A 21,455-nucleotide genomic window follows, 5' to 3' on the forward strand; every position below is an offset into this window, starting at 1 on the left:
AAAATTGATAATATTAATGTCTATTATGGTGCGATTCATGCGCTCAAAGGAATTAGTGTTGACGTTAAGGAAGGTGAAATTGTCACCTTAATCGGTGCCAATGGCGCTGGTAAGAGTACGATACTTCGTACGATTTCCGGTCTTTTAAAACCCAAGACTGGTGAAATTACCTTTGAAGGTCAAAATATAGCAGGGAAAGCTGCACAAGATATTGTGAAAATGAGTATTTCTCAGGTTCCAGAAGGCCGTCGTGTATTTGCAAATATGACAGTCATGGAAAATTTGGAGCTTGGTGCTTATATTCGTACAGATAGCAAAGGGATCAAGGAAGATTTTGATCAAGTCTTTACACGTTTTCCTAAACTTGCTGAACGTCGGAGTCAGCTTGCAGGTACCATGTCAGGTGGTGAGCAGCAGATGTTAGCCATGGGGAGAGCTCTCATGAGCCGTCCGCGTTTACTGCTTCTTGATGAACCTTCGATGGGTCTTGCTCCGCTTTTAGTCCGAGAAATTTTCTCGATTGTGAAAGATATTAATGCCAGTGGCACAACGGTCTTACTGGTTGAACAAAATGCTCATATGGCTTTATCCATTGCTCATCGTGCTTATGTANCTCGATTGTGAAAGATATTAATGCCAGTGGCACAACGGTCTTACTGGTTGAACAAAATGCTCATATGGCTTTATCCATTGCTCATCGTGCTTATGTACTGGAAACAGGACGCATTACTTTAGCTGGTGATGCGAAGGAACTAGCAGCGAGTGAAGACATACGAAAAGCATATTTGGGTGGCTAATGGTTAATGACATAAAGAAGAACGTCCCTTCTGTTTAGAGATGGGACGTTCTTTTCTATGTTAAATGTTATTATTTTACTTTGAAAATTTAATATTGCGACTATTAATAAAGGTATTGCTCTAGTAAATGATCTATGTTATACTCAACTCAAGTTAATAAGCAAAAGCAATGGCGCTTACAAGTGGATTCATTCCCTTGTAAGCTTTCTGTCTTTTGTTAGGTAATGTAATTTATAAGCAATGGAGCTTATAAACGTCAAGGCGTTTATGAGCTCCATCTGTCTTTTTCTAGACATTGAAGGAGGTGGTATTATCGATTACAGACAGATGAAAGTAAGAAAAATGCTCCATAGATATTTGCGGTATCTATGAAGCGTAGGTAATCTTTTAACTCCCAGCGGACACTAGGGTCTATTTGACGTACCCATATTTCATTATAATTTAAATCAAACTTATTTTCAACTCAAAATAAAAAATAAATTCAAAATATGAGGAGGATTTCAATCATGAGACAAATCGCGATATATGGTAAAGGTGGTATTGGTAAATCCACTACAACTCAAAATACAGTAGGTGCTTTAGCTGAAGCCGGTAAACATATTATGGTGGTTGGATGCGATCCTAAAGCTGACTCCACTCGACTTTTACTTCATGGATTGTGTCAAAAAACAGTACTAGATACTTTACGTGATGAAGGCGACGATATTGATCTAGAAGATATCCTCAAACCAGGTTTTGGTGGTACTATGTGTGTTGAGTCAGGCGGTCCTGAGCCAGGTGTTGGTTGCGCAGGTCGTGGTATCATTACTTCCATTAATATGCTTGAATCTTTAGGTGCTTACACTGATGATCTTGATTATGTATTCTACGATGTACTAGGTGACGTTGTATGCGGCGGGTTTGCAATGCCGATTCGTGAAGGTAAAGCTGAAGAAATTTACATTGTTGCTTCTGGAGAGCTCATGGCACTATATGCTGCTAACAACATTGCAAAAGGTATTCAAAAATATGCTGTAAACGGTAAAGTAAGACTAGGCGGTATTATTTGCAACAGCCGTAAAGTTGACAAAGAATATGAACTATTAAAAGCATTCGCTGAAGAAATTGGTTCCCAATTGATCTATTTTGTACCTCGCGACAATCTGGTTCAACGTGCAGAAATTAATAAAAAGACAGTTGTTGACTTTGACCCAGAATCAGGTCAAGCCAATGAGTATCGTGCACTAGCTAAAGCGATTGACAGTAACAAAATGTTTGTTATCCCTAAACCAATGACACAAGACAGACTTGAAGAAATCATGATGCAATATGGTTTTATGGATCTATAATTCATAAAAAAATACGTACTGTTTAAAAAATAAAGAAATTTTAGGGGGAAACAGCATGTTAATGGTAAGAGCAATTGTTAGACCTGAGAAAAAAGATGAAGTATTAAGCGAACTTTCAAGAGCTGGCTTTCATGCCGCAACTGTTGTCGATGTAGTTGGGCGCGGTAAACAAAAAGGGATTAAAATATCCGGTGTTATTTATGACGAAATTCCTAAAGTGATGATCATGATGGCAATTCGTGATGAGGATAAAGAGGATCTAGTTCGTATCGTTTTAAAATACGCTAAAACTGGTGAACAAGGTGCGTATGGCGACGGTAAAATTTTCGTTGGACCAGTTGAAGAGGCTTATACAATTTCTAGTGGCATTCCAACTCTATAAGGAGGGCTGAAGATGAAAGAGATTATCGCTGTAGTGCGTATGAATAAGACTGGAGCTACTAAGCAAGCCTTGGTAGAGTCTGGAGTTGCTGGTTTCACAGCTATAAAAGTAGAAGGCCGTGGAAAACTTGTCACCAATCCAACGCTCATTTCAGATCGTAAAAAAGAGCTTCTAATGATGGCAGGAGACGATGAGACTGGGGAAGCAGAAAAATTGATTACAGATTTTCTGGTAGGAACTAGCTTATTTCCTCGCAGACTCTTTACCATCCTTGCCCATGATGAGGATGTAACAAAAATAGTGCAGGCCATTATTCTCGCAAATAAAACTTGCAACAATGTTGGTGATGGTAAAATATTCGTCTTGCCAGTGAGCGATGTTGTGCGTGTTCGTACTGGTGAAACAGGAGAAAGCGCTGTATAAAAGGAGGTAATAAAAATGGGAATGACAGAAAGTCAATTGCAAGAGATACTTGATCAGTATCCATCTAAAGTGCAAAAAAATCGTAAAAAACATATATTTATTAAAAATGGGGAGTTAGAAGCTCAACAAATCGAAGCAAATACTCGAACCATTCCTGGTATTATTACCAATAGAGGCTGTGCTTATGCAGGCTGTAAAGGCGTTGTTCTTGGCCCAATAAAAGATATGGTGCATATTGTTCATGGACCAATCGGTTGCGGTTATTATGCATGGGCAACACGTAGAAATAAAGCACAAAGTGACGATCCTACGAACAATTTCATCAATTATTGTATCTCTACTGATATGCAAGAAAGTGATATTGTATTTGGCGGCGAAAAGAAACTGGCTAAGGTTATCGATGAAGTCATGGAAATTTTTAATCCGAAAGCAATTACCTTATCTGCAACTTGCCCAGTCGGTCTAATCGGTGATGATATGGGTGCTGTCGCAAAAGTTGCTGAAGAAAAACATGGCGTTCAAGTATTGTCCTTTAGCTGTGAAGGTTATAAAGGCGTTAGCCAATCCGCAGGTCACCATATTGCAAATAATATCCTGATGGAAAAGGTCATTGGTACTGGTGATCTAGAAAAAGCACCCGCTAAATTCCCGATTAATCTCCTTGGTGAGTATAATATCGGTGGTGATGGCTGGGAAGTTGAACGTATTCTTGAAGACGTCGGTTATCATGTAGTATCAGTTATGACTGGTGATGGTGCTTATGAAGATCTCAAAAATGCTCATGTAGCAGAGCTTAACTTAGTTCAATGTCACCGTTCCATTAACTACATTGCAGAAATGTTAGAAAAGAAATATGGAACACCATGGCTGAAAGTTAACTTTGTTGGTATTCAGGCAACCATTGAGACACTACGTAACATGGCTCTATACTTTGATGACGAAGAATTAACAAAAAATACAGAAGCTGTTATCGCTAGAGAATTATCAAGAATCGAACCAATCATTGATCAGTACAAGAAAATTTGTGAAGGAAAAACTGCATTCTGCTTTGTTGGTGGATCACGTGGTCATCACTTCCAAAATTTATTTACTGAACTTGGTGTTGAAACATTATTGGCAGGTTATGAATTTGCCCATCGCGATGATTATGAAGGACGTCATGTTATTCCTACCATCAAAACAGATGCAGATAGCAAAAATATCCCTCACTATATGCCTGAGGCCGATGAAAAACGTTTCAAACTGAAAGTTTCTCCAGAGAGATTAGAAGAACTAAAAACTAAAATTCCGCTCAGTGAATATAAGGGCATGCGTTTTGATATGAAAGATGGCAGCATCATTGTTGATGATCTCAACCATTTCGAAACAGAAGAATTTATCAAAATCTTAAAACCAGATATTTTTACTTCAGGGATCAAGGACAAATACGTCATTCAAAAAATGGGTATTCCGTCGAAACAATTACATTCCTATGATTATAGTGGACCATATGCTGGTTTTAATGGTGCTGTAAATTTTGCTAGAGATATTAGCATGGGTTTTTCGACTCCTACGTGGAATTACATTACTCCACCATGGAAAGATCAACCATTATTAGAAGGAAAATTCGCTGAGGAAGGAGTGGCATAACATGTTAGATTGCACACCAAAAGAGATAAAAGAACGTACAAGTGGCGGTATGATTAACCCAGCAAAAACTTGTCAACCAATTGGTGCAATGTATGCTGCTCTTGGTATTCATGGATGCTTGCCGCATAGTCATGGTTCACAAGGTTGCTGCTCATATCACCGCATGCACTTAACTCGTCATTTCCGTGATCCGGTAATGGCGTCGACTAGTAGTTTTACTGAAGGATCATCCGTATTTGGTGGTGGTGCAAACTTAAAAGCATCCATCCAAAACGTTTTTCACCTTTATAAACCAGAAGTGATCGCGGTTCATACCACTTGCTTAACTGAAACAATCGGTGATGATGTTCCAAGTATCATCAAAACCGCTGACGTTCCTGAGGGCAAAGTCGTTATTCATGCTAATACTCCTAGTTATGTAGGATCTCATGTTACTGGTTTTTCTAATATGACAAAAGCTATGGTGACTTATTTCGCAGAAAGTGCTTCCAATGAGAAAAAAGAACAAGTTAATTTGATTCCTGGTTTTGTGAACCCTGGTGATATGCGGGAAATTAAGCGTTTAACAGAAAGCATGGGTATTAAATATATCATGTTCCCGGATACATCAGGTGTTGTTGACTCACCAATGACTGGCGAGTTTCAAATGTATCCTGAAGGCGGCGCAACAGTTGCGCAGATAAAAGATACAGGTAATTCTAAAATTACAGTAGCACTTGGACGTTTTGCATCGAATGATGCGGCGGAACTATTAACTAAAAAATGCAATGTTCCAGCTACTGTTTTAAATACGCCGATTGGCATTAAAGCAACTGATGCATTCTTAATGGCACTTCGTAAAAACTTTGCCACTGAAATTCCTAAAGAAGTAGAAGTTGAACGCGGTCAATTAGTAGATATTATGACAGATACTCACTTTCATTTCCATGGTAAGACAGTAGCTATATTTGGTGATCCTGATATTGTTACTGGCGTTACTGAATTAGTACTCAGTTTAGGTATGAAACCCATTCATGTATTGACAGGTACTCCAGGCGGAACTTCAAACTCTCTCTCAGGAAGTTTTGAAGACAATATTCGCACAATGATGGAAGGTACTGGAATTGAGGCGAATATCAAGAGTGCAGGTGACTTATTTACCTTGCATCAATGGATGAAAAATCAACCAGTTGATTTATTAATTGGTAATACCTATGGTAAATATATTGCTCGGGCTGAAGATGTTCCATTTGTACGGATTGGCTTCCCAATCCTAGATCGTAGTGTACATTCCTACTTGCCAATCGTTGGTTATCGTGGAGCGCTTCGTGTAGTAGAAATGATTAGTAATGCACTACTTGATCGAGCTGACCGTGATGCAAGTGATGAAGATTTCGAATTGGTTATGTAATGAATAGTTAAACTGCTGGTTTGCTGGGAATATCATATAGAGGGTCTGTGTGATATCCCCAGTAATCCCTTTAGTCTTAATTAAGATAGTATAATTGCTTATTCTATATGTTTTCGGGAGAGGAGTGAGATGTGCAATGGTTGAGAACAATACGGGAACAATTGCAGAAAGAGATGGGTTTATTCTAACTAAAGGAAAAAATAAAAAACAACTACAATGTGATACTGACAGTTCCGCTGGCTGTGTAAGTCAAAGAGCCTGTGTGTATTGTGGAGCCAGAGTGGTTCTCAATCCAATTACAGATGCCATACATTTGGTACATGGGCCGATTGGCTGTGCTAGCTACACTTGGGATATTCGCGGTAGTCTTAGCAGCGGCGCTGAGTTATATCGCAATAGCTTTTCCACTGATTTGAAAGAGCGAGACGTCATTTTTGGTGGCGGGAAGAAACTCACGACTGCCATTGACGAGCTAATGGAGAAGTACCGGGCTAAGCTGATTTTTGTGTATTCGACATGTATAGTGGGCGTAATTGGTGATGACCTAAAAGCCATCTGCGCAGAAGCCTCCCGAAAGCATAATATTGAAGTTATACCTGTAGAGTCTAGCGGATTTATTGGCAATAAATCCGCAGGCTACAGGGCGGCAGCAGACGCTCTTTTGACATTGATAAAGCCGACAGAAGAAATTGTCATTCAAAAAACAGAGAGTATCAATTATCTAGGTGACTTTAATTTAGCTGGTGAAGCATGGATTATTCATAATTATCTACGAGAAATTGGTGTTCAAATTAATGTTACTTTTACTGGTGATTCTAACTATGAAGCATTGAAATTAGCTCCGAAAGCCAAGCTTAATATCATACAATGTGCTGGTTCTATGATCTATCTTGCAGGGAAAATGGAAGAGTTATACGGTATTCCTTATGTTCAAATCTCTTTTCTTGGAATTGAAGATACAGCGACTTCACTTCGCAAAATTGCTGCAGCCATAGGTAATGACTCAACCATTCGTAAAACAGAAGAGTTGATTTCAAGAGAAACAGCACGTGTGGAAAAGATTATTGCAGGATACCGCAGTAAACTCCAAGGTAAGAAAGCAGCCGTTTATGTTGGTGGTGGATTTAAAGCAATCTCTCTCATTAAACAATTTAGAGAAATTGGTATTGATGTCGTCATGATTGGGACACAAACAGGCAGAGAAGAAGAATATCAAACTATCAACAACTTAGTTGATGATGGAACGGTGATTTTGGATGATGCCAACCCTGCTGAATTAGAACGATTTATGATGGAAAAAGGTGCTCATTTACTAGTAGGTGGTGTGAAAGAAAGACCTCTCGCTTATAAGCTAGGAGTGGCTTTCATCGATCATAACCATGATCGTAAGCATCCGTTGAGTGGTTTTGAAGGTGCTGTAAATTTTGCGGAAGAAGTGTACTCCACCGTTTGTTCCCCTGTGTGGAACAGTCTTATCGAATCCGAGTTTGGCAAGGGGGTGACAGACCATGGCTGAGAAGTTAAACGATCATGTGCAATATCGTAATGTGAATGAAAATCCATGTAATATGTGTATGCCAATGGGTGGAATTTTAGCACTAAAAGGTATTGAACAGTCCATGGTAATTGTTCATGGGTCCCAAGGCTGTAGTACCTATATGCGTAGACATATTGCTGAACATTTTAATGAACCCGTAGATGTAGGTTCCTCTTCTCTTAATGAAAAAGGTACGATTTATGGTGGTGAAAAGAATCTGCGGCTCGCTTTTGATAATATTATAAAAGTCTATCATCCTAAACTGATTGGTGTGGTCACAACCTGTTTGGCAGAAACGATTGGTGAGGATATTGAACGAATTTCTAGCCAATATCTCCTTGACCGCGAAATGGATGGCTTTCCAATTGTAACAGCATCAACACCTGGATATGGTGGAAGTCATTTTGAAGGATATTTTTTTACGATTAAAAGAGTGCTGATGCAGTTGGTAGAAGAGACGCAAAAAAACAATAAAATTAATATTATTATTCCGAATATGAGTCCTGCTGATATCCGTGAATTAAAACGTATTTTACAAGAAATGAAAGTAGACTATGTATTATGTCCTGATTTTTCCGACACATTAGATCGTCCTTTTATCCGTCCGTATACAAAAATGAGTGCTGGCGGGACGAAAATTGAGGATATAAAAAATATGGGTGGCGCATTGGCGACCATTCAAATGGGTATTACCGTTGATGATGAAATATCTCCAGGAAAATATTTAGAAGAAAAATTTAATGTTCCTTTATATAATTTGCCCTTGCCGATTGGTGTGGAAAATACAGATCGTTTCATTAATACTCTAATCGAAATTACCGGTCATAGTGTAACTGATGGGTTAAAGAGAGAACGTGGACGTTTGCTGGATGGGATGGTTGATTCCCATAAATATAATTTTGCCGGTCGGTGTGTTATTTTTGGTGAACCAGAAATGGTTTATGCGATCACCAAAACTTGCTTAGAAAATGGAGTTTTCCCAGCTGTTATTGCGACAGGGAGTCAAGTGGGTAAATTAAACCAGTTATTAGCAGCGGCATTAGCCGATGGGGTAGAGGACAGTACTATCTTAATTGAAACTGATTTTGCCCATATTTTAGCTGCCAGCCAGGAAGCAAGAGTCAATGTTGGAATTGGTCCTTCAGATGGTCGTTATTTGACTGAAAAAGGCGAGATTCCATTGGTTCGATTGGGATTTCCCATTCATGACCGGGTTGGCGGACAGCGATTGTTATCCTTAGGCTATACTGGGACTATGATGCTGCTTGATCGAATTACCAATACGCTGCTGGAAAACAAATATAAATCTTACAGAAGTTCTATGTATGAGAAATTTTATCAAAAAGCTTAAAAGTAACTCTTTAACTTTAAATAGGAAGTACGTCTGTAGGGTATGAGTATACCTCATACCCTATGATTCCTTTAGTAATAATTGTCCGAATTTATATCTTATTAATGATAATATTACCCTACAATCTTTAGGGAAAATTGAGGTGAAAGTGATGGATAATAGTAAACATCCTTGTTACAATGCGGATGCTCATACTAAGTATTCGCGGATGCATTTACCAGTAGCGCCACAGTGCAACATAAGCTGTAATTATTGTAATCGTAAATTTGATTGCGTGAATGAAAGTCGACCAGGTGTAACGAGCGAAGTGCTTACACCTGATATGGCGAGCCAAAAGTTTTCTTGGGTGAAAGAAAAGATTGAGAATTTAAGTGTAGTGGGTATTGCTGGTCCAGGGGATGCCTTGGCAAATTGGGATGTAGCGCGAAAATCCATTGAACTTATTCAGGCCAAGGGTGAAGATGTCTTATTTTGTTTATCGACGAATGGTTTAATGTTACCCAAATATGCCCATGAACTGATCGAGCTTGGCATTCATCATGTGACAGTGACAGTGAACTGTCTTGATCCTGAGATTGGTGCAAAATTGTATAAGGTTGTCAATTATGAGGGGCAAGCCTATACAGGGGCTGTGGGGGCTGAGATTTTACTTAAAAACCAGCTTGAAGGAATTGCCTACTTAGTGGCACATGGTGTATTGGTTAAAATCAATATTGTCATGGTCAAAGGTATTAATGACCATCATATTCCTGAAGTCGTAAAAAAGATGAAAGAGTTAGGCGTTTTTATGACGAATATTATGCCGCTCATTCCAGCTCCCGGAAGTGCTTTTGAGCAATTTCCTCAGACTAGCATGAAAGAAATTAATGAAATGAGAGATCTTTGTCAACTTGATGTGCAGCAAATGCGCCACTGTAAGCAGTGTCGTGCTGATGCCATTGGTTTACTTGGCAACGACCGATCCAATGAATTCCGTATGACACAACCTAAAGAAGAAGTTTCCGTGGAAAAAAGTGATGCCAGTAAAGAATATAAGATTGCCGTGACTTCCAAGCATGGTAAGCTAGTGGATAAACATTTTGGTCATGTAACAGAATTTTTGATTTATGAAGGCGATGGCAAAAATTTTAAATTATTAGAAAATCGTAAAACTGAGCAATATTGCTTAGGTAGTGAAGAGTGTGATTCTGAAGAAGGACGAAAAGATGCAACGATTCAGGCTCTTAGTGATTGTGATGCAGTGCTCACCATGCGAATTGGTTATCATGGTAAGCAACGATTAGCAGAGCACGGTATTATGAGTGTTGAATATTGTTATACCATTGAAGACGGTTTGGGATATGCGGTCAAGCAATTAGAATTAAAAAAAGCAATTTGAAAGGATGATGCACAATGAATAAACCTAAAGCTCATATCTTTGTATGTACGAGTTCAAGAATTAATGGACAACAAAAGGGGTATTGCCACTCAAAAGAAAGCGTAGATCTTGTAATGAAATTTATGGAAGAAATTGAAGAAAGAGATCTTGGTGGTGAAGTATTTGTCACGAATACAGGATGTTTTGGCATTTGTGAAAAAGGACCGATCGTTGTTGTATATCCTGATAATGTTTGGTACGGATCAGTGACTGCTGACGATGTGGAAGCGATTATGGAAGAACATATCGAAGGCGGTACGCCTGTTGCACGCTTAGAAATATAAATCAAATGATTTGTAATCGAGGTGAAGGGAGGAATTTATGTGGCTCCGGATATTGCAGTATGCATGAATGAAAATGGCGTAACGAGTTCTTTCTATGATGGAAGTCTGCTTGTCATTTATCAAAAGGTACAAGGTCAGTGGACCATTAGTCGTGAACAAAAAATTTCTTTAGAGCAAAAAGGCGGTATGGCTGGACTGCGTCGGCAAATGGCTGAGATTGGGTTGTTTTTAGGTCAATGTAAAATCGTTGTTGGTGCATCGATTGTAGGTATGCCTTATTTTGAGTTGGAAAAAATGCAGTGTAGTATTTGGGAGTTTGAAGGCGAACCACTTTCTTTCTTAGATTATGTGTTAGGACAAGAGGAAGAAAAATTGGCAGCAAGTAAGTTGCCAAAGAGTGAGATCATTCCTGTTCCTGTTGAAAGAGAAAATGGAGATTATTATATTTCCATTAAGGAGGTACAGGAAACGGGTGGTGGAATTACTTCCAAACAAGTGTTGATGGGTTTTTTACAACAAGGTCAATTTTATAGTCTTGAAGTTCTTTGTAATCATATTCCCCCTTGGCTAGAAATCCAGTTACAAAGTGGTCCTTTAGTTGGCAGAATCGACAAGAAATCACCAACTGAAACTCATGTTTATATCACGAAACGAGGCTGTGCCCAATGATCTGGGTCGATCAAACCTTAAATGAAGGATTGCGTATCGGCATGGACAAGGGGAATATAGAAAAATTATTGGATCTTTTACAAGAACTTCAACTTGGTATGATTGATTGTAGGGTCATAGAGTCGGAAAAATATGATTGGGCTTTTAGTAATAAAGTAACTCCTGTACAAGTGCGTGGCATCATTCATGCTACAGTGGAAGACGTGAAGTTCGCTCATGAATTGGGATTTACGAATATCATGCTCACTTACGCACCAATTTCTGGCAAGGAAATCACTGATCGGATCAGTGATTCCTTGTTAGCGGCTCAAAAATTTAACATGAACATTGCTTTATGCATAGAAAATGCATCACATTTTTCCATAGAAGAACTTGAAGGATTATGGAGGGAACTTCCCACTGCTGAGGCTATGACCTTTGTGTATGGTGATGGAGAAAGCCTCCTTAATCCTTTATCTACTTTTAAGATACTGAGTGAATTGATAGCTCGGCTTTCAGTCCCTGTAGAATTTCATGGACATAATGCCTATGGTTTGGCAACAGCCAATGCTTTAGGCGCTATGCAAGCTGGTGTGAAAGGGATTGGGGTCTCTGTGGCTGGTGTGGGACAATATGGACATGCTGCCTTGGAAGAACTGATTATGGCGCAAAAGTGCTTATTCGTGCAGGAAATCGGTGAAACGGGGAAGTTGGCATCGATTTGTTCACAAGTATTAGCGGCCATTGGTGTCGTACTTCCTAAGACAAAAGCAATTATTGGTGAAGATATTTTCGCCCATGAATCAGGTATCCATGTCGATGGAGTGATGAAAAATCCACAGTTATATGAATCTTTTTCACCAGAAGACGTAGGGGCATCGCGAAAAATTATCATTGGTAAACATTCAGGTACAGCATCAATCTTGGCTAAATTTAAACAATGGGATGTTTTGTTGACGGCAATTGAAGCTCAATATTTATTAAAAGAAGTACGCAGACGCGCAGTGCTTTATAAAAAATCCGTAGATGATGATATGTTATGGCAGCTCTATCAAGGGCAAGTGGTATGAAAGGATTGAGCCTTATGAAATATGGACGAGGAATTGGGATTGTAGATACGACTTTGCGAGATGGGGAGCAGTCTCCAGGCATTGTTTTTTCTGCCCAGGATAAACTAAATATAGCAGTGGCTCTTGATCAATCTGGTGTAGAGTGGATTGAAGCTGGTGTGCCGATCATGGGCGAAGACGAACAGGAAGCTATGAAATTGATCTTAGCAGCTCCTCTAAGAAGCAAAATCGTTGCTTGGAATCGTGCTTTTAAAGAAGATATTTTATCCTCTGTTGCTTGTGGTTTTTCTTATGTTCATATTTCAGTTCCTGTTTCAGATTTGCATATTACACAAAAAATAAAAAAAAGTCGGGAATGGGTACTCACCCAATTAGAACAAGCAATTCATTTAGCCCATAGCTTTGGTTGTATTGTTTCAGTCGGAGCTGAAGATGCTTCTCGTGCTGATTTGAATTTTTTTCTTCAAGTCGCTCATCTGGCGGAAAAAATGGGAGCCATTCGCATTCGATATGCGGATACTGTTGGCTGCTTAACACCTTTTAGCGTGGATGCTATTTTTAAGGAGTTAGTTCCCCGTTGTCCCTTGCCTATTGAAGTTCATATGCATAATGACTTTGGTTTGGCAACGGCAAATACCTTAGTTGCCCTTGATGCGGGGGCTAGGTTTGCAAGCACCACTGTTGTTGGTATTGGTGAACGGGCGGGTAATGCTGGGTTTGAAGAAGTCGTTACTGCATTACACAATTTATACGGCATTGATACAGGGATTGATATTAAAACTTTTAAGGAATTAAGTGAACTGGTTATGTTAGCGAGCCAACGAAATATTTTTCCATATAGGCCAGTTTGCGGTCGTGTTTTTCTAGGATAACTCTGTCTTTCATATTTATTCAATGCCTTATAGAACTTCTATATCATGAAAATAAACCTCAGCCTACACATAGGCTGAGGTTTATTTTCATGGGGCGAGAAGGATTAGCAGTCTATAGGAGTATTGACAGCTTTATGATTTTTAATGGTTTCTAGAAACATGGGAATCAAGGGATTCGTACTGGCTTCTTTCCACGCAATCACTCGGTCAACACGATAATCATAATTTGCAATTTCGATAAAACGCACATTGGGACCCGCAAAAGCTTTGGTATGTTTGGCTAAAATTGTAATTCCAATGCCTGTTTCAACCATCAATAACAAGTTTTCAAGCACGGGAGTCTCGAATACAATGTTAGGATGAAATCCATGGGTCGTGCAAAGACGCTCCATATGATCGTAATTTGGAGCTTCTCCACGTGAAATAATGACGAAGGGTTCACGAGCTACTTCAGAAATACAAATTTGCTCTCGATGGGCAAGAGGGTGCTCAAGAGGTAAGACAATGCACATGGGGTGTGATTTGGGATAAAAAGGGCATATCTCCCATTTTAGACCCACCATTTCTTCAAGACCATAAGAAAAGGTAAAGGCAATGTCGAGATTTCCTTGATCGAGAGACTGATTTAGAGGTGTTATATTACATCGCAATAAAGAAAGATTGATGCTCGGATGATTGAGACGAAATTGTTTGATAAAAGCGGGAAGTTTATCTTTTTCTTGTTCCATCGATCCAGTAAAGCCGATACGTAGCGTACCAATGCTTCCTGCCGCTGCCAAGTGAGCACGGCTGATCGCTTCTTCTGATTTCGCGATAATCTCAGTCGCGTACTTTAACAATTCAGTTCCAGATGCTGTTAGTTTTACGGAACGAGTCGTCCGGATAAAAAGCTTAAGACCGATGCGTCCTTCTAAATCTGCAATTTGTTTGCTTAGGGCCGATTGATCCATGTGAGCTTCTTTGGCGGCTGCAGTAAAATTCAAATGTTTAGCTACTAAGCTAAAGTAGCGCAATTGACGAATATCCATAGCTCCTCCTTGATGGTTCTAACGATCGGAGAGGTAAGGCTCATTGAGTTGATTATACAACAATTACTTAGAACTCGCTATAGGGAGTAAAAGCTTTAAGAGAGTACATTTTCAATTAATGCAATTTTCACATAAGTGTAAGTCGAAGACCGCCTTTCTCATGATGACATTAGCCAAGTTATAATAAAAAAAGGTTGAATTTAACTATAATGTGCGGGAAGAATACTCGCTTTTATCAATAAGGGGGAACGTATGAAAACACTTTTAGTCATCAATCCAGGAGCGACCTCTACTAAAATTGCTGTTTTTGTTGGTGAAAAGCTTACACTTGATGAGACGGTGCAGCACTTAGGGCAGGATTTAGGCTGTTTTGAGCGAGTTGTTGATCAAGGACAATACCGTTTAGATTTGATTTTAAAAGTAATAGCCAATGCTGATCTATCTTTAAAAGCTCTTGATGGGATTGTGGCGCGCGGTGGTCTATTAAAACCTTTGATTGGTGGAACCTATGCCGTTAATGAAGAAATGTTAGAAGATCTTAAACAAGGAAAAAGAGGGGAACATGCATCCAATCTTGGTGCCTTGATGGCTGATATCTTAGCTAAACAACTCAATATACCAGCGTATATTGTTGATCCCGTATCTGTAGATGAATTAGAACCGATGGCTCGTATCTCTGGTTTGCCGAAGCTGCCAAGAGTCAGTATGGTTCATGCGTTAAATAGTAAAGCTGTTGCTCGCAAAGTCGCGAAGAAGCTAGGTAAAGAGTACGAAGAATTGAATCTGGTTGTTGCCCATTTAGGTACAGGTATTTCAGTGACTCCTCACCATAAGGGGCGAATGATTGATGTGAATAATGCCTTAGAGGAAGGACCTTTTTCCCCTGACAGATGTGGCGGATTGCCAGCGCGATCACTAGTGAAATTATGCTTTAGCGGAAAATATACAGAAAAAGAAATGTTGAATCAGATTTCAGGTTCGGGAGGAATGTTTGCTTACCTGGGTACTAAGGATCTGCGCGAGGCTGAGAAACGATCATCGGCAGGGGACGAACAAGCTCAGTTGGTACTTGATGCCATGGCTTATCAAATCAGTAAAGAAATAGGAGCAATGGCAGCAGCTTTATCTGGAAAAGTCGACAGAGTTATTCTGACTGGTGGCATGGCCTATTCTGCACAACTCGTTCAGAAAATTAGCGCAAAGATTGGTTTCATTGCTCCTATTGAAATTTTACCAGGAGAGGAAGAAATGGAAGCTCTCGCCGCTGGTGCACTTCGTGTACTCAGAGGAGAGGAGCAGGTCTTAATTTATTAAGTGGAGGAGATCTGGATGTTGCGTAGTTTTGAGGAAGTCGTAAAGAGAGCCAAAGAGTTGGATCAAGAAATAACCATTAGCGTTGCAGCAGCTCAAGATAAAGATGTATTATTGGCAATTAAAAGTGCTCAGGATATGGGGCTAGCTAAGGCCATTCTTGTTGGAGATGCCGACCTAATTAAACCATTAATGATAGAAATCGGATTATCACCAGAGATGAGTATCATTCATGAACCTGATATGAGCAAAGTCGGCTTGGTAGCTGTGTCTTTAATTAGAGAGGGAAAAGCCCAAGTGCTAATGAAAGGCCTACTCAATAGCAGTGATTTTCTACGTGCTGTACTAAACGGTCAAGAGGGGCTGAGGACTGGGCGGTTACTCAGTCATTTAGCTTGCCTAGAGATTCCTGGTGAAGAAAAATTAGTATTTCTCAGTGATGGCGGCATGAATATTGCGCCAACACTCGCAGAAAAAAAAGATATCTTGATCAATTCTCTGCTCGCCCTTCAGAATGTTGGAATCAATTGTCCGAATGTAGCGATACTGACAGCTAATGAAATGGTAAATCCTAAGATGCCAGCAACTGTTGATGCTCAGGCTCTTGTTGCAATGAGTGATGCGGGAGAACTTCTATCGTGCATCATAGAAGGACCGATCGCAATGGATGTAGCAATGAATCCTGAGGCTGGAAAGCATAAAGGAATCACCAGTAAAATTGCAGGGAAGGTAGACTTGTTTCTTGTGCCAAATATTGAAACTGGTAATGTAGCGAGCAAAGTACTCATTCATTTTGCCAAAGCTCAGATGGCGGGTATTGTACTTGGGGCAACTCATCCAATTGTGTTGACGTCTCGTGCTGAAACTCCTAAAGGAAAATTATATTCAATGGCACTGGCCTGCCTCGCAGCGAGCGGCGTACAGAAAGGGGGGCAGTAATATGGCAAAAGTAGAAATACACAGTGAACGTTGTAAAAGTTGTGGTCTATGTGTTGAGATTTGTCCTAAAAAAGTATTGAATATAGGAACAAAAACCAATCCTAAAGGTTACTATTTTGTAGAAACAATTGAGTCTGAAAACTGTATCGGTTGCGCTCTTTGTGGGATGGTGTGTCCCGATATTGTTCTTGAAATTTATAAATAAAACAAAAGGAGATGGGATCTTTGATAAAAAAACTATTAAAGGGCAATGAAGCAATTGGCGAAGCGGCTATTCATGCTGGTTGTAAATTGTTTTTTGGATATCCAATTACTCCATCAACAGAGATTATCGAATATTTATCAAAGCATATGCCTAAAGTTGGCGGAACTGTACTACAAGGTGAAGATGAAATTGCATCCATTAACATGTGTTATGGCGCTTCTGCCGTTGGTGCAAGAGTAATGACTGCATCGTCGAGTCCAGGATTTAGTTTGAAGCAAGAAGGTATGTCTTATCTGGCAGCCAATCAGTTACCAGTTGTTGTGGTCAATGTCAATCGGAGTGGACCTGGACTTGGTGGGCTCGGACCCAATCAGGGAGATTATTTTCAATGTGTCAAGGGTGGTGGTCATGGAGATTATCGGACAATTGTACTTGCACCTTCCAAAGGGCAGGAAATGTATGATTATACAATGGAAGCCTTTGATCTAGCTGATCAATACAGAACACCAGTGGTTATTTTGGCAGATGGAATGCTCGGGCAGACCATGGAATCTATTGAATTAAAAGAACGACCAACGGTCACGTTACCAGAAAAAGATTGGGCTGCGGATGGTTGTCGAGGGCGGGCAAAACGCAAGATTGCTATGTATAACCTTACCAATGAAGAAGGAGAGGTCACTGCCTTGCGTTTACAGGAAAATATAGAACGCATGCGTGAAACTGAGCAACGCTGGGAGAACTACTACACGGAAGATGCTGAATATTTGCTAGTTGGTTATGGTACATGTGGTCGTGTTGCCAAAAGTGCTGTACAACTGGCGCGTGAACAAGGTATTAAATTAGGACTCATTCGTCCTATTACCTTATGGCCCTTCCCGGAAAAAGCCTTTCAAGAGTTGGCTCATATAAAAGGAATTTTGACGATAGAGCTTAATGCAGGACAAATGATTGAAGATGTTAAACTCGCTACGGATCGTACTATACCAGTTCACCTTCATAATCGGATGGGTGGTATGCTCATCAGTGAACATTCAATTCTTCGAAAAATCGCTCAAATTTTTAATCTGGAGGTGAAGGTGTAATATGGAAAAAATATTTGGCAGACCTAAAGGACTGACTGAAGTTCCCTTTCACTACTGTCCTGGATGTACCCATGGTATCATTCATCGGTTGATTGGTGAGGTACTTGAAGAACTTGATATTATCGAAGATACAATTGGTGTCGCACCAGTAGGCTGTTCGGGCTTTATGCTAGATATGTTTAGTTGTGACATGGTAGGGGGAGCCCATGGTCGGGCACAAGCAGTCGCGACTGGAATAAAGCGGGCTCTCCCTGACCGTATGGTGTTTACTTATCAGGGAGACGGCGATATTGCTGCTATCGGTATGAGCCATGCCATTCATACTGCTGCTCGCGGGGAAAAAATTACATCGATCATGGTGAATAACGCTGTATTTGGTATGACTGGCGGGCAGATGGCACCAACAACATTGACCGGGCAGATTAGTACGACAAGTCCTTATGGACGGGATAACGTATTTGCAGGGCCGCCGATCGATTTGCCGAAGACGATTGCAACCCTTGCGGGAGCTGTTTATGTCGCAGCAGGTTCCGTTGATTCACCGAAAAATATTATAGAGGCTAAGAAAATGATCAAGAAAGCCTTTCAAGTTCAAGAGCAAGGTCTGGGTTTTGCCTTTGTGAGTATTTTATCTACTTGTCCTTCTAATTGGAGATTATCGCCAGTTGATAGTTTGAAATGGCTGCGCGAAAATATGATACCAGCTTATCAAATGGGAGAGATCAAAGCTACTGAGGAGGTCAAGGCTTTATGATTGATAAAATAGTACTTGCGGGTTTTGGCGGTCAGGGTGTTTTGTTTCTTGGTAAAATTTTAGCCTATGCTGGTATGCTTGATGAGCGACAAGTTTGTTGGATTCCTTCTTATGGCCCGGAAATGCGTGGTGGAACGGCCAATTGCTCGGTGATTATCTCTGATCATGAAATTAATTCCACGGTTCTTGAATATGCGGATGCTGGAATCGTGCTAAATCAACCAGCTTACGAAAAATTTTTACCTTTTATCAAGCCAGGTGGAGCGTTAATTGTCAATAGTTCCATCGTTGATACGGCAAATACACGCCAAGATATTCAAGTTATTTCTGTTCCAGCGAGTGAAATTGCCAAAGAGTTAGGCAATCCGAGTTTGGGAAATATGGTTTGTTTGGGAACATTGCTCAATCATTTACAGACTGCTAATTTGGTAAGTATTCAAAAATCTGTTGATAAGGTCGTAGGCAGTACAAAATCACACTTATGCCAAAGTAACCTTGCCGCAGTGGAAAAAGGATTGACATATCAATAGACTTGGCATATGCCAAGTCTTTTCTTACTTTTTTTAAGCAGGAATTTATTAATTTGGTATGGAAGTAGTCATGATATAAGAAACTAATGGGGGTGAACGATATGGAATTTGCTGATTTTGCTTTGCGCCTTGGGATGGCCTTGCTTTTTGGGACGATGATTGGTTTTGAACGTCAACGGCGACAACGTATGGCAGGGATTAGGACGAATGCCTTGGTATGTATTGGGTCATGCATATTTGTCATGTTAGGAATACTCACGCCTCATGAAGCCAGTCCTACGCGAATTGCCGCCCAAGTTGTTACTGGTATTGGTTTTCTTGGGGCTGGGGTTATTATGCGTGATGGGCTGAATGTTCGTGGCATGAATACTGCAGCGACCATGTGGTGTGTAGCAGCGGTGGGAACTTTGACAGGTATGGGTTTTCTATTGCATGCGGGACTCGGCGTTGTAGCCATTTTAAGTGCAAATGTATTACTAAGACCTGTGGCACGTATGATTAATGCCAAACCTATGCTCATGGAAGATACTGAAGTGCGTTATTTTTTTAGGACCGTATGTCGTGCTGATGGGGAAGTGAATGTACGAGCTTTGATTTTACATGTTGTTCATGAAGAACCTGTCATGTTAAGAGCCATTCATAGTGAGGATATTGAGAATTCAGAAATGGTAGAAGTAATTGCTCAATTTATTGCGACAAAACGGACGGATAAATCCATGGAACAGATCGTGAGTCGATTAAGTATGGAGTCTTCTGTAAATGCTGTAAGTTGGAGAATCATGGAGAATGTTGATAATGATGCCGATTAAGGGATTGACCTGTTAACAATCATAGGGAGAAGTTAAATGAACGTATTAAATATCGTTGAAATTATTGGAACAATTGCTTTTGCAGCAGCTGGTGCTTTGGCAGGAATCGAAAAACGGTTAGATATTTTTGGTGTATTTATGTTGGCTCTCACGACTGCAGTAGGAGGTGGAATCGTTCGTGATATTTTGGTTGGCATTACGCCGCCAACAGCTTTTGTATTTCCTACATCAGCAATTATCAGTTTAATTACAGCAATTATTGCATGTTTTACTTATCGTTGGCTTACTCGATTTACTCACATTATCTTGATCTGTGATGCCATTGGCCTAGGTGCTTTTACGGCAGCTGGCGCTAATATGTCCTTTATATATGAATATAATCGATTGTTTTTGACTGTGATGATGGCTGTACTGACTGGCGTAGGTGGAGGCGTAATCCGCGATATTTTCGTAGGAGATGTTCCATTCATTTTTCATAAAGAGGTTTATGCAGTGGCGTCTATGATTGGTGCCATATGCTTTTTTTATACAAAACCATTACTTCCAGAGAATGGAGCCATGTATTTATGTTTTTTTATTACTGTACTGATCCGTATGGTTTGCATGAAATATGATATCAATCTGCCAGTAGTGGGAATAAAACAGATTAGAAAAGAATAGTAAGAATATAGGAGTGCTAGGGATGGATAATAAGAAAATTAAAAACTTACAAGCTGGTGATAGTGTACAGAGCTTTTTTCTAGTAAAAGCTGCTGATTGTAAAACAACAAATAATAATAAACACTATCTTGATTTGACTCTTGTTGATCAGACGGGTGAAATTAATGCCAAACTTTGGGATCATAATCCAGAAGAAGGACCACAGTATTCCCCTAATTCCTTAGTTAAAGTAAAAGGGACGACAAATGAGTGGCAAAATCGGTTGCAATTGAAGATTGAAAAAATCAGGATGGCTACAGATGGAGATGGTTTAGAAATCGGTGATTTTGTACCCGCTGCACCCTATAGCCCTGAATTCATGTATACTGAAATTGAAAGCTATATGAATAAGATTAAAAACCAAGATATGCGCAATATTGTTAAAAGTATTGTTACAGCGAATAAAGAAAAGTTATTACTGTACCCAGCAGCCAAACAAAATCATCATGCCGTGCGTTCAGGTCTCATGTATCATATTATGACCATGCTCCAGATGGGAGAAAAGGCCAGTGAGGTTTATGTAGGGCTCAATCGGGATTTACTATTTTCAGGTATTATCTTACATGATATTGCTAAAACAGCTGAAATGAATGCCAGTGAACTAGGAATTGTATCGGAATATACCATAGAAGGTGAACTCTTAGGACATATTATCCAGGGGATTAAAATGATTGAACAAACAGCAATTGCAGTTGGAGCAGATCGAGAAGTATCCTTGTTACTGCAGCACATGATTTTATCTCATCACTATGAACCTGAGTTTGGCAGTCCTAAACGACCCATGATCCCTGAGGCTGAAATACTGCATTATCTGGATATGATGGATGCTCGCATGTATGATATGGGGCGGGTACTTGGAAGTGTGGAAGAAGGAAAACTATCAGAGAAGGTTTGGTTACTCAATAATCGAAAATTATACAAACCTAGTTTAAAGAATGAAGATCAACAATAAAGAAAAGACACAACGTGC

General features: G+C 39.9%; 22 protein-coding genes and 1 pseudogene. 22 read left to right on the forward strand and 1 reads right to left on the reverse strand.

Annotated features, from left to right (window positions below):
* The 13 genes and pseudogenes from ACAN52_RS18945 to ACAN52_RS19005 form a co-directional block, all read left to right on the forward strand.
* Positions 1–797 (forward strand): annotated as a pseudogene (locus ACAN52_RS18945) (ABC transporter ATP-binding protein); the annotation flags it as partial.
* Between the two features lie 506 nt (positions 798–1,303).
* Positions 1,304–2,125 (forward strand): nitrogenase iron protein, encoded by an 822-nt coding sequence (nifH, locus tag ACAN52_RS18950; RefSeq protein WP_378956532.1) that lies wholly within the window; start codon positions 1,304–1,306, stop codon positions 2,123–2,125.
* Positions 2,126–2,180: 55 nt separating this feature from the next.
* Entirely contained in the window at positions 2,181–2,507 is a 327-nt protein-coding gene (locus ACAN52_RS18955) for a P-II family nitrogen regulator (protein ID WP_378956534.1), read from the forward strand.
* Positions 2,508–2,519: 12 nt separating this feature from the next.
* Positions 2,520–2,930 carry a P-II family nitrogen regulator gene (locus ACAN52_RS18960; RefSeq protein ID WP_378956535.1) on the forward strand — a complete coding sequence of 137 codons (411 nt, stop codon included), beginning with the start codon at positions 2,520–2,522 and terminating at the stop codon, positions 2,928–2,930.
* Positions 2,931–2,945: 15 nt separating this feature from the next.
* Positions 2,946–4,559 (forward strand): nitrogenase molybdenum-iron protein alpha chain, encoded by a 1,614-nt coding sequence (gene nifD, locus ACAN52_RS18965; protein ID WP_378956536.1) that lies wholly within the window; start codon positions 2,946–2,948, stop codon positions 4,557–4,559.
* A gap of 1 nt (position 4,560) precedes the next feature.
* A complete protein-coding gene (gene nifK / locus ACAN52_RS18970; RefSeq protein WP_378956537.1) occupies positions 4,561–5,949 on the forward strand; it encodes a nitrogenase molybdenum-iron protein subunit beta in 1,389 nt (462 codons plus the stop codon).
* Between the two features lie 136 nt (positions 5,950–6,085).
* A complete protein-coding gene (gene nifE, locus ACAN52_RS18975; protein ID WP_378956538.1) occupies positions 6,086–7,465 on the forward strand; it encodes a nitrogenase iron-molybdenum cofactor biosynthesis protein NifE in 1,380 nt (459 codons plus the stop codon).
* Positions 7,458–8,837: a nitrogenase component 1 gene (locus ACAN52_RS18980; protein ID WP_378956539.1), complete on the forward strand. Its 1,380-nt coding sequence runs from the start codon at positions 7,458–7,460 to the stop codon at positions 8,835–8,837. The genes nifE and ACAN52_RS18980 overlap by 8 nt, the downstream gene beginning before the upstream one ends.
* A 151-nt stretch (positions 8,838–8,988) precedes the next feature.
* Complete coding sequence (gene nifB, locus ACAN52_RS18985) at positions 8,989–10,215, forward strand: nitrogenase cofactor biosynthesis protein NifB (RefSeq protein ID WP_378956540.1); 1,227 nt, start codon at positions 8,989–8,991, stop codon at positions 10,213–10,215.
* A 14-nt stretch (positions 10,216–10,229) separates the two neighbouring features.
* Positions 10,230–10,538 (forward strand): 2Fe-2S ferredoxin, encoded by a 309-nt coding sequence (locus ACAN52_RS18990; RefSeq protein WP_378956541.1) that lies wholly within the window; start codon positions 10,230–10,232, stop codon positions 10,536–10,538.
* Positions 10,539–10,577: 39 nt separating this feature from the next.
* A complete protein-coding gene (locus ACAN52_RS18995; protein ID WP_378956542.1) occupies positions 10,578–11,207 on the forward strand; it encodes a Fe-only nitrogenase accessory AnfO family protein in 630 nt (209 codons plus the stop codon).
* On the forward strand, positions 11,204–12,256 hold the full coding sequence (locus ACAN52_RS19000; RefSeq protein ID WP_378956543.1) for a pyruvate carboxyltransferase: 1,053 nt from the start codon (positions 11,204–11,206) through the stop codon (positions 12,254–12,256). Before ACAN52_RS18995 ends, ACAN52_RS19000 begins: the two co-directional genes overlap by 4 nt.
* A 14-nt stretch (positions 12,257–12,270) precedes the next feature.
* Entirely contained in the window at positions 12,271–13,128 is an 858-nt protein-coding gene (locus tag ACAN52_RS19005) for a homocitrate synthase (RefSeq protein WP_378956544.1), read from the forward strand.
* Between the two features lie 104 nt (positions 13,129–13,232).
* Here ACAN52_RS19005 and ACAN52_RS19010 read toward each other — a convergent pair whose 3' ends face one another.
* Complete coding sequence (locus ACAN52_RS19010; protein WP_378956545.1) at positions 13,233–14,156, reverse strand: LysR family transcriptional regulator; 924 nt, start codon at positions 14,154–14,156, stop codon at positions 13,233–13,235.
* A gap of 252 nt (positions 14,157–14,408) precedes the next feature.
* On the opposite strand from ACAN52_RS19010, the gene buk reads away from it, so the two are divergent.
* The 9 genes from buk (at position 14,409) to ACAN52_RS19055 (ending at position 21,437) form a co-directional block, all read left to right on the forward strand.
* Positions 14,409–15,470, forward strand: a complete 1,062-nt coding sequence (buk, locus tag ACAN52_RS19015) for a butyrate kinase (RefSeq protein WP_378956546.1) — start codon at positions 14,409–14,411, stop codon at positions 15,468–15,470.
* 15 nt (positions 15,471–15,485) lie between these two features.
* Positions 15,486–16,406 (forward strand): phosphate acyltransferase, encoded by a 921-nt coding sequence (locus tag ACAN52_RS19020; protein WP_378956547.1) that lies wholly within the window; start codon positions 15,486–15,488, stop codon positions 16,404–16,406.
* Between the two features lies 1 nt (position 16,407).
* Positions 16,408–16,611 (forward strand): ferredoxin family protein, encoded by a 204-nt coding sequence (locus ACAN52_RS19025; RefSeq protein WP_378956549.1) that lies wholly within the window; start codon positions 16,408–16,410, stop codon positions 16,609–16,611.
* Positions 16,612–16,631: 20 nt separating this feature from the next.
* Positions 16,632–17,693 (forward strand): 3-methyl-2-oxobutanoate dehydrogenase subunit VorB, encoded by a 1,062-nt coding sequence (gene vorB / locus ACAN52_RS19030; RefSeq protein WP_378956550.1) that lies wholly within the window; start codon positions 16,632–16,634, stop codon positions 17,691–17,693.
* A gap of 1 nt (position 17,694) precedes the next feature.
* Positions 17,695–18,447 carry a thiamine pyrophosphate-dependent enzyme gene (locus ACAN52_RS19035; protein WP_378956551.1) on the forward strand — a complete coding sequence of 251 codons (753 nt, stop codon included), beginning with the start codon at positions 17,695–17,697 and terminating at the stop codon, positions 18,445–18,447.
* The gene (locus ACAN52_RS19040) at positions 18,444–18,977 is read left to right on the forward strand and encodes a 2-oxoacid:acceptor oxidoreductase family protein (RefSeq protein ID WP_378956552.1); all 534 of its coding nucleotides are present in this window, start codon (positions 18,444–18,446) and stop codon (positions 18,975–18,977) included. Before ACAN52_RS19035 ends, ACAN52_RS19040 begins: the two co-directional genes overlap by 4 nt.
* A gap of 101 nt (positions 18,978–19,078) precedes the next feature.
* Positions 19,079–19,786, forward strand: coding sequence for an MgtC/SapB family protein (locus ACAN52_RS19045; protein WP_378956553.1), 708 nt, complete (start codon positions 19,079–19,081; stop codon positions 19,784–19,786).
* Between the two features lie 36 nt (positions 19,787–19,822).
* Positions 19,823–20,446 (forward strand): trimeric intracellular cation channel family protein, encoded by a 624-nt coding sequence (locus ACAN52_RS19050; RefSeq protein ID WP_378956554.1) that lies wholly within the window; start codon positions 19,823–19,825, stop codon positions 20,444–20,446.
* 22 nt (positions 20,447–20,468) lie between these two features.
* Positions 20,469–21,437, forward strand: a complete 969-nt coding sequence (locus tag ACAN52_RS19055) for a 3'-5' exoribonuclease YhaM family protein (RefSeq protein ID WP_378956555.1) — start codon at positions 20,469–20,471, stop codon at positions 21,435–21,437.
* Positions 21,438–21,455: the final 18 nt, after the last annotated feature.

This window comes from Pelosinus sp. sgz500959, assembly GCF_042610375.1.
Lineage (GTDB): Bacteria > Bacillota > Negativicutes > DSM-13327 > DSM-13327 > CTSoil-075.